Origin of the sequence: Caballeronia terrestris (genome assembly GCF_001544515.1) — a bacterium.
Taxonomy (GTDB): Bacteria; Pseudomonadota; Gammaproteobacteria; order Burkholderiales; family Burkholderiaceae; genus Caballeronia; species Caballeronia terrestris.
This window is the reverse complement of the sequence record NZ_FCOL02000097.1, coordinates 1-13,274: the sequence shown is the minus strand read 5'-3', so window position 1 is coordinate 13,274 and position 13,274 is coordinate 1. Positions and strand designations below refer to the sequence as shown.

Sequence of the window (13,274 nt, the reverse complement as noted above, 5' to 3'; positions counted from 1 at the left end):
CCGTACCGGGCGCCGACCTCGCTCGCTTGTTCTCGCGCTTTTTGTCGGCTCGCGCGACGTCGGGCGAAAGTCGACCCGCTTCGGCCGCCCGGGCCTTACCGCGGAAAGGGCGGCTTCTCAAGCGTAACGGTCGTTCGCGCGTCATGTCAGTCCGCAGTCGTTTAACGACTGCAAGCGATTCACGTCCGCAAAAATTTTCAAACTTACACACCTCAGATCGTCTTAGTAGCATCGTGCCAGGCGTATTGGCGGCAGTGGGAATTCAGCTTTATCGTAAAGTGTCGCTCCTTTGGAAGCGCACTGGTAAGCAAGTCGATTTGCCGCGCGTTGGAAGACGCGCCGCGGGATTTCGCGACCGAGTTCGATAGGCAGCGGCCGGTGAGCCTGGCGACGAACGGGTGTGGGCGGCCGGGACCCGCGCCCTAGTCGATTTGGACTGCGGGCCGCCCTGTTCGAACAACTTGCCGCGGATCGCGCTCGATCGTGAGGCATGGCGGCCCCATTTCCGGTCAGGTTCGCTTTTCCTTACAGTTCGTTCTCGCAACCGACAATGTGGCTCTTATTCAACGAAACACCATTCGCTGCAGAAAGGACCTGGACGCGCGACGAGGCTGGAAGGGAGTTCTGGCTCGTGGCTATCAAGGCAGCCTTTGAGATCTTTCCCGATGGGGGCCAGGCTCCTTTGAAGGAGCAGATTCCGGTCAGACGGGCCCCGGTTTTTGCCGGTGACCCGACGCAGACTGAATTACTGGAGGAATCTGACTTCAACCTCGAGAAAACCGGCACCGACGTGCTCGTCGCTGGCCACGCGTATGTCCCGAGTGGGAAACCGGCTGTCGAGACAGTCGTCCGGATGAGGCTTGCCGACCTCGACAAGTCGCTTCGCGTCACCGGCGACCGCATGCTCGCGGACAGCTTGGTCTCAATCAGACCAAGCCGACCGCAGCCGTTCAGCCGGATGCCGATAACCTGGCGCCGTGCCTTCGGCGGCACTGACATGCAGGCATCGAAACCGGCATGGGAGCCGCGCAATCCGGTAGGCACCGGCTTTGCGGTCGAATCGCGCCACCTCCTTGGGCGGCCGGCTCCTAACTTCGAGTACCCGGACGCACCGTATCGCGGCCCCGCGAACGGGCGGCCGGCGGGCCTCGGGCCGGTTGCCCGCCACTGGCTCCCCCGGTTGAAACATGCCGGAACCTATGGAACCGACTGGGAGGAAAACCGCGACCCGCTGCCGCCGAGGGACTTCGATCGGAAGTTCTATCAGTGCGCGCCCGAGGATCAACAAACCCGGACGCCACTGGTCGGCTTCGAGCACGTCCAACTCAGCAACCTGACCTCAGACGGCTTCCAGCAGTTCCTGCTGCCGCGCATAACGTTCGACCTTGTTACCCAGTTCTACAATCGGCCAGATCGTCGTCACAGGGCCACCATCCATACACTGTGGCTGCTGCCCGACCAACGACGCTTCGTGATCGTGTGGCTTTCCGCGCTCCCGTGTCCCTATGACGAGGAACGGCTGAAAGGCACCACAGTTCGGCTCAAGAGGCAAATCGGCGTGCCGGCTTCCTTCAGTGCAACGGGGGTTTGGATACCGTAAATGGCAGACAGCGCTTCTATCGTGGTCATCGGCGTCGGTGCCCGCACGCCGCTCGGATTTTCCGCAGCTGCTAGTGCCGCGGCAGTGCGCGCGGGCATTTCTGTCATCCAGCACCACCCGTACATGGTCGATCGTTTCGGGGAGCCGATGAAGGTGACCCGCGACTTCGCGATCGAACCGAGCGTTCTCGGGCCGTCCCGCGCGGTCGAGCTTGGGCTGGCTCCAGCGCTCGACGCGCTGTCGGCGCGACAGGGTGCGCGGCGATCGGAAGCAGTGTCGGTACTGTTAGCGACCGGCGAAGAACGGCCGGGCCAATCTGAGGGTTACGCCGCCGAAGTCTATGCTCGGCTCCAGTCCCGATTGGCGGGCGAGATGGTAATGGAAAGAGGCGGTTTCATAGCAGGTGGGCATGCTGGCGGGATTCTCGCCCTGCTCCATGCCCGAAAGGCGCTTTCGCAGGGCAAGGCGAGGCTCTGCCTCGTTGGCGGGATCGACAGCTATCTGGAACCCGAAACGCTGGGGTGGCTGGATGAAAATGAGCAACTGCATTCGGAAGGCAACATTCACGGCTTCTGCCCTGGCGAGGGCGCCGGTTTCTGTCTGTTGAGCACGCTGCGGACGGCTCGGGAGCTAGGTTGCCGCCCGCTGCTGGAACTGGTCGCGGTCGCCGCTGCCCGGGAGGAAAACCGCATCAAGACTGAGACGGTATGTCTGGGCGAGGGTCTCGGCGCGGTCTTTCGGTCTCTGTTCGATCAGGTGAACGTCGGAACGGACCCGGTTGATCGCATAATTTGCGATATGAACGGCGAGCGCTATAGGGCCAACGAGTACGGGTTTGCTGTACTGCGCAGTAGGCGGCGGTTCCGTGATGCTGCCGATTTTGAGACACCGGCGGATTGCTGGGGCGACGTCGGCGCAGCCTCCGGACCGCTTTTCGTCAGCCTCGTCAGCGAGTCGGTAGCACGCGGCTATGCCAAGGGGCCTCTGTCGCTGATATGGGCCAGCTCGGAGAATGGCAGCCGGGCTGCGGCGCTGCTGCGACAGCCCGAGGAGGCGCGCTGATGCCGACACACATCATAGTCAACGGCTTGGGCTTGACCTATAAGGGAACGGTCGGGGTTTCGACTGCAACCATTCCAGACGTCTGCAAAACCCCGAGCCCCGGCGGACCGGTTCCAATTCCCTACCCGAATTTCGCTCAGCAATCGTCGCTGGAAGACGGAACGACAACGGTCTTCGCAAAGGGCGAAATGATCGCCGTCAAAGGTTCGCACTATAGCTCCAGCTTTGGTGACGAGGCGGGCACAGCGGGCGGTGTGAAATCCAACGTCAATATGAAAGCGACGGATTGGATCACCTATTCCTTTGACGTCAAGATGGACGGCAAGAACGCGTGCCGTCACACTGACAAGAAATTTCATAACAACCAGAACACTGTGGATCTAGCGGGAAACGTAGACCCCGGTATCTCGGGAGGCAACCCGCTGCTCATCGATTGCAAGGATGCGCCCAAGTCCAGTCCGACGAAGTTCTCTGATTGCGAGAAGGAAGAGATCTGCGCGAAATGCGCAGCGATCAACGCAACGGCCAATGCCGCGATCGACAGTCCGCAGCCCGGGAAGTCGAATACGGGTCCGTATCGGGGACACAAGCGGATCGGCGAAGTTGCATACGAAATTAACCGCGCTGATGGGGACTACAAATGCGCCAAGCTAAACAAGGAGGCGCGGGCCGGCAACCCCGCCAACCTGGGCTTCCATGACAGGGTTTCGGATAAGTGCAAGGAGGCACTGAAGAGTAAGGCCGAGCCCAACTACAAAGGATTCAGCCCGGATCATGCCAACGAGATCCAACTCGGTGGCCATCCCACGTGCGGGCAGAACCTCAGGTGGATGTCGAGCGGACCGAACAGTTGGATGGGCGGTGAGATGAAAAAATTCCGCGCTCCACACGATTGGAAGGGCAGGACCGAGGGCGGGCCCCATACCGGGTTAGCGCCAAATTGCTGTTAGAGCAAGGGAGAAGGAAGCTGATGGACGACAGTGAAATCAGAACACTCATCGACGCAATCGGACGAGCGCAGCAGCGTTATGAGAGTCTTGCGTTCGATGAAGAACATCCACACGCGCTCGGAGCGCCAGCGTCGAACGAAGCCATCCGATCACTGGAAGCGCGGCTCGGCTCGCTGCTCCCTCGGGATTATCGCGTCTTCCTGAGGCTCCACAATGGCTGGCAGAACTTCCATGCCGACGGCAAGCTCCTCGCAGTAGAGGACCAAGACAGCGAATGGGTCAAGAAGAAGATCAAATTCTGGAGTGACCTGTGGAACTCCGAAGATCCCAACCCTTTCACACGAGGCGCCGTCCCGATCATGCTTGGTGAAAGTCTGCACCACTTTCTAGTTCTCGATCCAACGCGGGTTGGGCCAGATGGCGGAGCACACATCGTGGAGTATGATTCCATGTATGAGCAGAAGGTCTATGACAGCTTCACGGAGTACCTTCGTAACGAGTTAAACGTGCTCAAGGGCCTCATCGAAAGGGAGCTTCACGGGATGCCGGATGAGGATGATCAGAATGCTCTCCGTGGCGATCAGACGTGAACCTGCCGCCGCAACTCAGCACCCCTTTCATCGCCTCTGGGCGGGTTGCGTGCAAGGTCATGCTCGACCTGACTGTCTACCTTGTCGGCCCAACCGAGGCAGAGCTCGAATACTTGATTGATCTGTACAGCAGAGCGTGTCCGCGCGATAGGCTCATCCGATACAAGATCAGCGAGCTGGAATACTGGCCGGCGCTTTCAAATCCCGTCCTCACCAAGAGCGGACGGTTGGCTGCTGCCAATGGCACGGCCAGCCCTGCGCTAGAGCCCGTCCGCCAGCGAATTCGCACCGGCCGCGCCTTCGAGGTGCGATTCTGGGACGGTAACGAGATCGACGCGCCGGACGGAAGCTGGAGCTTCAGCTGCACAGGGCTCAAGCTGCGCCGCTCGGGCCTGCATGCTTTCGCGCGCATCTTAGTCCCACTCGCCACCAGCCCGGCGCTCCTTTTTGATCTGGCTCGGGCAATAGCACGCAATGTCAGGTTTCTCTCTGGTCATGGCGGGCTCGTCTTCGTTTACCACCCTTGGCACAAGGCACCCGCGTTTGATTATATATTTGCTGCGGCCCGGCGGTTCTGGTGCGTCGACATCGAAGACTTGAACGTCTCCCTTCCGCTAATGCGAGACGGTATCAAGAGCATCAACTGGATCACGATGATCGGGCAGCTCCACGACCGACTCGTTGAGACCGATGCGACTCGTTTCGGCCTGGAGAGAGCGCCCGAAGGTGTCGTGGTCCACAAGGAGCGCCTCGGATACGTCGTAATTATCGGACCGGCCCCGACGACGGGGGACATCAATCGTCCCGGACCACAGCTCCGCCCATACTTTGAATTCGGCGAACGCATTGCCCCACTGGTACTGACGCAGCATCCGGACTTCGACGGAGCATCGTTTTTTAGGACGGGTAGTACCGTCGGGTGGATCCGGCGTTTCGTCGATCCACAGGGTTGGCGTTAGCTCCGACAGGTCCGCTGAACTGTGCTCGTGTGCTATTGCATGGGATGCTGCCATGAAGCGAGTGTCCGGTGTCTCGGTGGAACGGACTCTTGGGCGTCTCGCGGGACAAGTGCACGAACGGCAGAAACTGGCCGGTTGCACTCACTAATCCTCATGCGCAGAGCTGCCACAGGAGCGGCGCGCTTGCCCTTGAACGACGGCTATCGGGCGAACAGGCCAATAGCGTGCAGTCCGCCATGAAGCGTCTTTCGGCCATCGAGATATGCAACGCTGTGGCTTGGCGGGGAAACGCTATGTTCATAAGCGCAGAGGGGCACCTGTCAGGACAGGAACGATGGCCGCGTTTCCGACGAAAGCTCCCGAACGCTTCTTTTGTGCGGATGATGAGGTCTTTTACGTCAATGGCACAACGTACGCCCTCACCAATCAGTGGGGAACCGTACGTTGGAGGCACTAAAGAATATCGTTTCTCGCATGCCTGACGGCCACGGTTTCATCTACGAAGCCGCCGTTCACAGGTGTCGGGCTCGTTGCGTGCCTGTGCCGAAGCGATCGGGAGCCCAGCAGTTGTAAATCAAAAGCTGCCGTCCCCAGGCAGATCAGTCAAATGGCAGAACCGGTCGAAACTGTGAGTTGACGGATGCCGGAAGCGGGGTCGTCACGTTGCACGGCGCCGTCACCGTCGGCAGCGCGCCATATTGCTGACCTCCAGGGGAGCCTCGTCTAACGTCGGCAAAGGCCGAAGTGCTCGCCCTGCTCGCGAGGCAGGGCTGACCACCATCTTCCGTTCAGCCGAAACGGCTGCAGGATTCTGGTGGACCTGGACTAACGCCCATTGCGCTTAGATCGACGATGGAGCAACCCTGAAGTTCGTGGCGCGAATGCCATGGCAACGGCCGAGGGGTAAGACAATTGTGCGGGAGTTATCAAACCATCGAAGATTTTCGCTCGAGTGTGTTGGGAACCGATCATCGTCGTAAGCGGATGCTTCGATAAGCTCGGCTCTTACTACGGGAGTTCGACGCTTCTCGCGTCGGGCGGTCTAATATAAAGAGAACAAAGACCAATCATGCGTCTATGGAAACGCCTGTGGCGGTTGCTGTGTGCCGGCCGAAGCAAAAAGCAGACTGTCGCGATCGAACAATTCGCCGTCGAGCCCATCTCACAGGAACTTAACCTGCGCTGTGAGGCGCGGCGTCTGGCGGAAGCCGGCTCATCGGCAATGCTTGGCTCCGGCGTCGAAGCGGCCATTGTTGCGCGCGTCGATAAGGGTCGCCACGTGCACATCGAGAATGCCGGACGCCGGGCGATCTACCTCGGCGAGCAGTTGGCCTTGCATGACGTGGCGATGCTCGTCGAAGATGCACTGCAATCGGAGACCACATTCGCCGCCAAGGCCGACGTGCTTCTCGACCAAGCACGTCCGGCGCTGAACCTGCTGAGCGACCGCGCGAGCCGCGCCGAGACCGACTTGCAGAGCTTCCGGGAGATGCATGGCATCACGTGGAGCGCGAAGTATCCGAAGGGCGGCCAGAAAGTGCTGCACATCGTTCTCGTTCTTGTCCTCGTCACGATCGAGGCCGTGCTCAACTCATCATTTTTCGCGACCGGACTCGACACGGGCTTGATCGGCGGGTTCCTTCAGGCGGCGGTGTTGGCATTGCTCAATGTGGGTGTGGCGTTCGTTTTCGGTCTAGCGCTCATTCGCAACGTATCTCATCGGAAAACCGCTCGCAAGCTCCTGGGCATCGCTTCCCTCGTGGCCGCATTGCTCTCGATGTTAGGCGTAAGCTTCGCGATCGCGCACTTTCGCGGTGCGCTGGTTGCCGATCTGCCATCTCCCGAGAAGGTGGCGTTGGCTACATTACTGCAGACACCGTTCGGTCTCGACGATATTCAGTCATGGGTGCTGGTCTGCGTCAGCCTGTTCTTCGCAGGCTTCGCACTCGTCGAAGGATTCAGGATGGACGACCGCTATCCCGGCTATGGCAAGCGCGATCGCGACTTCCTCGCGGCGAAGATCGCATATGAAACCCGCCTCTCGGCGATGCGTCGCAAGATCGAAGAGATCAAATGCGGCGTAACGGACGCACTCGACAAGGCCGTGAGCGAGGCAAAGGCCCACGTCCGTTACCAAGACGCAAACATTGAGCAACGGAAGATGGCGCAGCATCAACTCGACTTCGCTCTGACCGAAGCGACGCAATGCAAGGAAGCACTCCTACGTATATTTCAGGCGGAGCTACGCATGCACTGGAAAGGCCATGCAGCGTTGCCTGATTTCCCGCCTTTGCCGGAGTTCAAGGACATCCCGCTGCCCGACTTCCGCATTGCCGAATGCCACGCGACGTGCGCAACGCAGCATGCGCGCGTCGACGGACTGATCGAAGCGCAACCCTCGATCAAGGCGGCGATCCGGACTGCTTTCGTCAGGAAGTCCGATGGCCTTCGGCCGATCGACGAACAGTACCGTGGATCGGTCGCAGCCGCATGCGCCCCCGTTGCGGAGGCTGCCGCATGAAGAACGATCTGTTCGCACTGGAAGAATCCAGCGGACGAAGCTATCTGTGGGCCGCTGTCGGAGGGCTCTTTGTCATTGGCGTCGTCGCCGCGGCAGCGGTCTGGGTGCTTTTGCGTCCCACCGGACTGGACAAGCGGTTCTGCCCCGCAAACGGGCCGGCGGGTCAGATCGTGTTGCTCGTCGACAGAACTGATCCGCTCAGCTTCACGCAGAAGCAGGCTTTCGAAGGACTGTTGGACCGGCTTGTCGCGCAGCGTGTGCCCGGGGGCTACCTGCTCTCGGTGTTCGTACTCGGCGAAGACTACAAGTCGTCGCCGAAAGCGATTTTCAGCGAGTGCAATCCCGGCGACGGAGCCGACGCAAGCGAATATACGGCGAACAAGGCGCACCTGAAGAAGCGATTCGAAACGAGCTTCCGCGAACCGATGCTCGCGCTCGCCGATCAGTTGCAGACGACGAAGTCCGCAAAGTATTCGCCCATCTTCGAAATGCTCAAGATGACCTCGATCAACGGATTTCGAAAGGAAGATGTCAAGGGTCCGCGCAAGTTGATCATCGTATCCGACATGCTGCACAACACACCCGAGTTTTCGATGTATCGCGAAACGCCTGAATTCGCGTCGTTTCATGGATCCGACTACGGCCGGAAGATGAGCACGAATCTCAACGGCGTCGATGTCGAACTCGACTATCTGATCAACACGCCGCGCCTTCAAACGCGCCGCAATCTGAAGTTCTGGGAAGGTTATTTCGCTTCGGCCGGTGCGCGCATCGTCGCCGTCACACCACTGGAGGGCTGATCACGATGGACCGTCTCACCGCCGTGCGCGCGCGAAATTTGTTCGCTGTTGCGCTTCTGTTCAAGCTCGTGTCGTCTACGCTGGGCTGGTATCTGCATTCGCCATGGATCCTCGGGCTCGCAGTTCCGATCGCCATCATGCTGATCTACATTCTGATCGGCGTGATCAGCCCTGATCCGGCGCTGACACCCGAGAAATTTGCCGACAGTTGCTATTATCTTGGCTTCATCTTCACGATAACGTCGATCATCTTCAGTCTGTTCGATCTGCCCAACATCGGCACGCAGATGTCCGCCATCGCTGTCCGCTTCGGCGCCGCCATGACGAGCACGGTGCTCGGACTCGCCGTGCGTGTCGTGCTCGTCAGCTTTCGGCTGGACATGGACGATGCGATGAAACTCGCCGAAAACAAGGTCGTCGATGCCACGTATCAGCTTCGAGACCAATTGACGATCGTGTTTGAGAAGCTTCGGGTCTTCGAGCGGCAAGTGGACGATACGACGACACAATCCGTCGCCCGCGTCGCGTCCGGCATCGAAGACTTATCGAAATCGTATGGCACGAAGTTGTCAAAATTTTTCGAGCAGCTCACCGATGCGCACACGAAGGCCTTCGCACAATCGCAAGAAGACCTACAGGAGGCGAGTGGCAGGCTCACGCGTCTCTTCGACAACTATTCGCTCGGTATGCTGCAGAACATTCAGGGCATCGAAGACCGAGTGGTGCAGTTCGCGGATGCCGTACAAGCACGTCTCGAACGCACGACGTTTCCCGATGACTACTTTGCCAAGGGCCTCGCCGGACCCGTGAAGCAGCTTGGAGATGCGGCAGAGAGTGTCGGACAACGAATCGCGGCGGTATCGGGCCAGCTTGATCTCGCTCTCGAATCGACACGCGGCGTTCTCGTTTCCGTGAAATCGCTCAGCGGCGAAACGCAGTCCTCCGCCGCCGTGCTCGCGCAATTGACGCGCACGCAGCAAAGCATGCTGGACGAGTCGAAGACGCACATTGCCACGCTCAACGCCACGCAACAGGGCCTGTCCGCGTTGCATGCGAATGTCGGCGAGCACAAGGACGCGACCTCGGCCGCCATACGGATGCTCGCCGAACATGCAACGCGCATGGAACGAGTCGTCGCCGCGCTTCAGGCTGTCGATCAGTCCATCGGACTGGCGGCGCGCGACTGGAAGGTGGAACGGGAGGCGCTCAAGGTCGCATCCACGAGCGCGGCAGAGCACGCCATAATCGCGACGACGGAGCGAATGAATGGGCTCGTGCGCGAGGTCCAGAGTCTCGTCGCGCAACTGTCGGAGCTTGGGCGAAGCCCGGCGGCGCACTTTCCGGAAGCGCCGGGGCGACACATTGCGATGGGCGGCGTGGCGCGGGCGAACGGACACGCGCCGGAGATCACGCTGCTCAACGGCGCGGCTTCCGCCTGAGCGACCCGGAGAGATCGCCGTGCGCGCCAAATCCGATCAGATCTTCCAGTTGTCGCTGACGGAGATCGCATTCACACTCGCCTTCCTCCTGATGCTGTTGCTTGGCTATATGCTCGTGCAGGCGGACGAGCATGCAGCGAAACTGCAGCTTTCGCTGGATCGATCCGGGCAACTCGACATGCACCGCAAAGCCTTCGATGAAGCACGCAGGAAACTGAGTGAGGCGCTGTCCAGATCGGGCATTAGCCCTGACGAGGTGATCACCTCGCTCGTCGCCGAATCGAAATTGATCAACGAACGCGAAGCGCTGAAACGACGAGTCGGCGATCTCGACAAGGAGCTGAGCGCGCTGACCGAACTAAAGAAGACCCTCGATGCGGTACAGGACAAGGCTGCCGTCAGCAAAAACGCGCACCAGGCTGTGACCGACGCACTTGCGTTGAAGGCGACACTCGAAAAGCAGATCGGCGACAAAGATATCGCCGCCGAGGCCGAAGCCGGCGTCGCGCTCAAGAAAGAAGTCGAGAAGCAGCTTCAAGAGCAGATGGGCGAGTCTTACGCATCAGGCGAGGAGCAGACGCTTGCCCGGGATCTCGTAGCGGCGCGAAAGGAAATGATGGGCGCGTCTAGCAGTGGCGGCGTGATTCGCGTGACGAAGGAGAACGCGGATCTTCGGGGCCAAGTCGCGTTTCTCAAAGCGAGGCTCGACGCGCGCGGCGGACGCGACTATCCGCCTTGCTGGGCCGATGAGCAGACGGGAAAGGTCGAGTTCCTGTTCACCATCGAGATCGGTACAGACGGTTTGCGGGTCATGCCTGCGTGGCCGGAAAAGCGCCAGCCCGATGCGATGGCTTTGCCAGGGGCGTCGCGCTTCAAGGAGCCGAAGTCGGTGTCGCTGGCACAGTTTTCATCGGAGATGCAAGGAATCGATCGCATCAGCAAAGAAAAGAACTGTCGGCATTACGTGTACGTCAAGAACCGGGTAACCGACCTCGGTTTGTTCAATCGCTCGCGATACACCATCGAAAACTTCTTCTACAAGCTCGAATTGCGAGGCTGATCTCATTTCGTCGTTGTTAATCGTAAGCTTGACGTTTTGGCTGCACCGAGGCGACTGCGCGACTGGCTACCATCAATCGATGGCGCAACAGAGCCGCTCGTCTGTCCTGCTCTGTTTTGGTCAGCTTTTTGCGCTACAACGGTCGTCACCGGTGCGTTCCCCAGCGTCCGCAAAGGCCGATGAAGCAACATTCGCTTTGGGCCATTGAATGGCTGTTTGCGGGGCGGACCGGCCGGCTGAATGTCCGAATGATGTGATGGGCGAATGACGCTTCATGGCCGCACTGAGACAAAGTAAAACTTTGCTCACGTGGCGCGCGAAGCCCCATTCGTGAAGGACGGTTCGCTCTTCGCGGCCGCGGCTATGAGCATGCGATGTAGGCGTTTAACGCGACGTTGAGTGCAAATTGCGAATCTCGATGCGCGATGCAGCCTTTCGCAGATGATTCCGACTCAGCCGACCGAAGTACCAGATCACATGGCGCCAGCCAAATTGCTAATGCCCTCCATCATTGCGGGCAGGCAGCCGACTACGCGTCAGCTTCTGGTGACATTCACGGCGACGATTTCGTATCCGGGATCGGTGTGCTCATTCGCCGCTTTTTCCGCTTCCTCATACGAGAGAAAGGACGTGGCTTCTTCGACCGCAGGTGCCAAGCCCATGTCGCCGTCCTCGGCGGTGCAGAGGAACTGCGCGCCGGTCTTCACGACGTAGACGGTCGTCATGTCTCTCTCTATGGTTTGTGTTTGCAGGGGAACTTCCAGTCTAGCAGGCCGGAAGAGTTGCACGCGGTTCGCTGGGTCATTTCCGTCATGCTCCCGCCGCAGGCGTTCCGGCCTCGAGCAACGTCCCGTTGATCGCGTTTAGGTGAACGACTGTCCGCCGCGCGCCAAAGGGAAAGCTGAGCGCTAGCGCTTCACGACCCATAGCCGACTTCGTCGCGGTCCGATCGTCGATGGCCGCCATTGGCAGTACAACGGCCGCACAGGTTTGCGCTTACATTCCCACTGAACGGTCCAGCAGGCGTCGCATGAAGCAGGCGCTCAAGATCGGCGAATTTCCATTGGCACATCGGGAGACAAAACCTGTGCGCCCGCCCGGTTAGCGCTATTACCGGACCGCGACTGCCCGTCCCTTCGTTTTCCGAAATTCCTGTACATCCGACAGAGGAGATATACAGTGGTCGTTGTTGCGACGCAGCATTAGTGAGGCTGCGTTATCCGACCTGTAGATCAAGCGAGACACGCGCCTCCGAAATCCCTTGGACGCGCGTGCCGGGTCGATTCGGAGCATTCAATGAGCACCACCGCTGTTAAACGACCCGCCGACTTTGTCCTGCGTACTTTATCGACCATTTTCAGCCTGCAAAACGAAGCATTTGAGCGTAACCAGTACAGCGGCATCTGGACGGGAGTTGCAGCCAACCTCCGTCGGCGGTACCTTTCGGCTCGGACAGGGCCGTGACGACCATGCAATCGGCCATCGACGCGATGATGCGAAATCAGGGGATGATTCAGCAAACCGTCAGCCACGCGGCCCACGCGGACGCCCCCCCTATCGGTGTCTGACATCGCGTAGGCGATAGCGATGCGCGGCTTGCGCGCACCCGAAAACGACGTCCGCACGAGCAGGTCGTTGGGCGGTCTCGCCGCCTCCGGATGAAGCCGGCAAGACGCCGGCTTCTTTTCTATTCCGCCGCGATTTAGTTTGCTTTGCTATGGCATTAGGCGCATTGTGAAGTGACCCAAATGGATTTCTGGCCGCCCATTTATCTCGATCCGCATAGAGACCGTTGCTGACGATCAGCACCGCAACAGGAGCGCGCCGTCATGACCATCCCCACCATTGAATACAGAGGGTACGACCTACGTGCTTACTCTCATCAGGAATTCCCGCTACATCGCGACCCGTATGCCAAAGGGGTAAGAAGGTTCTCGTCCGTTGGGCGAATCGATAGTATTCACCCGAGCAACGTGAAGCCGCGGCGCTACGGAACGGTGTTCGCTGAGACGGACTCCGCGAACGCTACCGACGCAATCGATTTGGCCATGCAATACGGCAAGGACATCGTAGAGGGCAAGGTTCAGGCAAAGGAACTTTGAAGTCTATATACCCGTTTTCTCTTGAACCCGATCGGCGCTGCAGAGGATGCAACTATCCCGAAGCAGAATGGGCTCGCATGTTCTTGCCACCTACGGGACGACTCGGGACATAAGTAGTCGGTCTTGCAGAATCGCGCGAAGCCAAGCGCAGCGTGCGGATAGGTGCAGATAAGCAGTTGCGAAACTCCCAG

General features: G+C 59.5%; 12 protein-coding genes. 10 read left to right on the top strand and 2 right to left on the bottom strand.

All coding sequences use genetic code 11. The features are described 5' to 3' along the window. Positions 1-490: 490 nt before the first annotated feature. Genes AWB67_RS31830 through AWB67_RS31810 form a run of 5 tightly spaced genes read left to right on the top strand, consistent with a single transcriptional unit; the run spans position 491 to position 5,161 of the window. Positions 491-1,600 (top strand): DUF2169 family type VI secretion system accessory protein, encoded by a 1,110-nt coding sequence (locus tag AWB67_RS31830; RefSeq protein ID WP_327366840.1) that lies wholly within the window; start codon positions 491-493, stop codon positions 1,598-1,600. Further along, positions 1,601-2,662 (top strand): beta-ketoacyl synthase N-terminal-like domain-containing protein, encoded by a 1,062-nt coding sequence (locus AWB67_RS31825; protein WP_087660060.1) that lies wholly within the window; start codon positions 1,601-1,603, stop codon positions 2,660-2,662. After that, positions 2,662-3,612: a DUF4150 domain-containing protein gene (locus AWB67_RS31820; RefSeq protein ID WP_087660059.1), complete on the top strand. Its 951-nt coding sequence runs from the start codon at positions 2,662-2,664 to the stop codon at positions 3,610-3,612. Before AWB67_RS31825 ends, AWB67_RS31820 begins: the two co-directional genes overlap by 1 nt. Before the next feature lie 20 nt (positions 3,613-3,632). Then, a complete protein-coding gene (locus AWB67_RS31815) occupies positions 3,633-4,202 on the top strand; it encodes an SMI1/KNR4 family protein (RefSeq protein ID WP_087660058.1) in 570 nt (189 codons plus the stop codon). Then, positions 4,199-5,161: a type VI immunity family protein gene (locus tag AWB67_RS31810; protein WP_087660057.1), complete on the top strand. Its 963-nt coding sequence runs from the start codon at positions 4,199-4,201 to the stop codon at positions 5,159-5,161. Before AWB67_RS31815 ends, AWB67_RS31810 begins: the two co-directional genes overlap by 4 nt. A gap of 1,213 nt (positions 5,162-6,374) precedes the next feature. Here AWB67_RS31810 and AWB67_RS39980 read toward each other — a convergent pair. Beyond that, a complete protein-coding gene (locus AWB67_RS39980) occupies positions 6,375-6,707 on the bottom strand; it encodes a hypothetical protein (protein ID WP_125477758.1) in 333 nt (110 codons plus the stop codon). Between the two features lie 78 nt (positions 6,708-6,785). On the opposite strand from AWB67_RS39980, the gene AWB67_RS39975 reads away from it, so the two are divergent. The 3 genes from AWB67_RS39975 to AWB67_RS31795 are packed head-to-tail and all read left to right on the top strand — an operon-like array spanning position 6,786 to position 9,921. Then, a complete protein-coding gene (locus AWB67_RS39975; protein WP_125477757.1) occupies positions 6,786-7,682 on the top strand; it encodes a hypothetical protein in 897 nt (298 codons plus the stop codon). After that, positions 7,679-8,482, top strand: coding sequence for a hypothetical protein (locus tag AWB67_RS31800; protein ID WP_087660055.1), 804 nt, complete (start codon positions 7,679-7,681; stop codon positions 8,480-8,482). The genes AWB67_RS39975 and AWB67_RS31800 overlap by 4 nt, the downstream gene beginning before the upstream one ends. Positions 8,483-8,487: 5 nt before the next feature. Continuing rightward, positions 8,488-9,921, top strand: coding sequence for a hypothetical protein (locus AWB67_RS31795; protein WP_087660054.1), 1,434 nt, complete (start codon positions 8,488-8,490; stop codon positions 9,919-9,921). A gap of 1,596 nt (positions 9,922-11,517) precedes the next feature. Here AWB67_RS31795 and AWB67_RS31785 read toward each other — a convergent pair. Continuing rightward, entirely contained in the window at positions 11,518-11,706 is a 189-nt protein-coding gene (locus AWB67_RS31785) for a hypothetical protein (RefSeq protein ID WP_087660052.1), read from the bottom strand. 571 nt (positions 11,707-12,277) lie between these two features. On the opposite strand from AWB67_RS31785, the gene AWB67_RS42320 reads away from it, so the two are divergent. After that, the gene (locus tag AWB67_RS42320; RefSeq protein ID WP_235025446.1) at positions 12,278-12,445 is read left to right on the top strand and encodes a hypothetical protein; all 168 of its coding nucleotides are present in this window, start codon (positions 12,278-12,280) and stop codon (positions 12,443-12,445) included. A 365-nt stretch (positions 12,446-12,810) separates the two neighbouring features. Continuing rightward, positions 12,811-13,083 (top strand): hypothetical protein, encoded by a 273-nt coding sequence (locus AWB67_RS31775; protein ID WP_087660051.1) that lies wholly within the window; start codon positions 12,811-12,813, stop codon positions 13,081-13,083. Positions 13,084-13,274 lie beyond the last annotated feature (191 nt).

Coding starts and splice junctions, on each gene's coding strand:
- AWB67_RS31825 (WP_087660060.1), top strand. CDS start 1,601: ATGGCAGACAGCGCTTCTATCGTGGTCATCGGCGTCGGTGCCCGCACG.
- AWB67_RS31785 (WP_087660052.1), bottom strand. CDS start 11,706: ATGACGACCGTCTACGTCGTGAAGACCGGCGCGCAGTTCCTCTGCACC.
- AWB67_RS31820 (WP_087660059.1), top strand. CDS start 2,662: ATGCCGACACACATCATAGTCAACGGCTTGGGCTTGACCTATAAGGGA.
- AWB67_RS31795 (WP_087660054.1), top strand. CDS start 8,488: ATGGACCGTCTCACCGCCGTGCGCGCGCGAAATTTGTTCGCTGTTGCG.
- AWB67_RS31775 (WP_087660051.1), top strand. CDS start 12,811: ATGACCATCCCCACCATTGAATACAGAGGGTACGACCTACGTGCTTAC.
- AWB67_RS42320 (WP_235025446.1), top strand. CDS start 12,278: ATGAGCACCACCGCTGTTAAACGACCCGCCGACTTTGTCCTGCGTACT.
- AWB67_RS31830 (WP_327366840.1), top strand. CDS start 491: ATGGCGGCCCCATTTCCGGTCAGGTTCGCTTTTCCTTACAGTTCGTTC.
- AWB67_RS31815 (WP_087660058.1), top strand. CDS start 3,633: ATGGACGACAGTGAAATCAGAACACTCATCGACGCAATCGGACGAGCG.
- AWB67_RS31800 (WP_087660055.1), top strand. CDS start 7,679: ATGAAGAACGATCTGTTCGCACTGGAAGAATCCAGCGGACGAAGCTAT.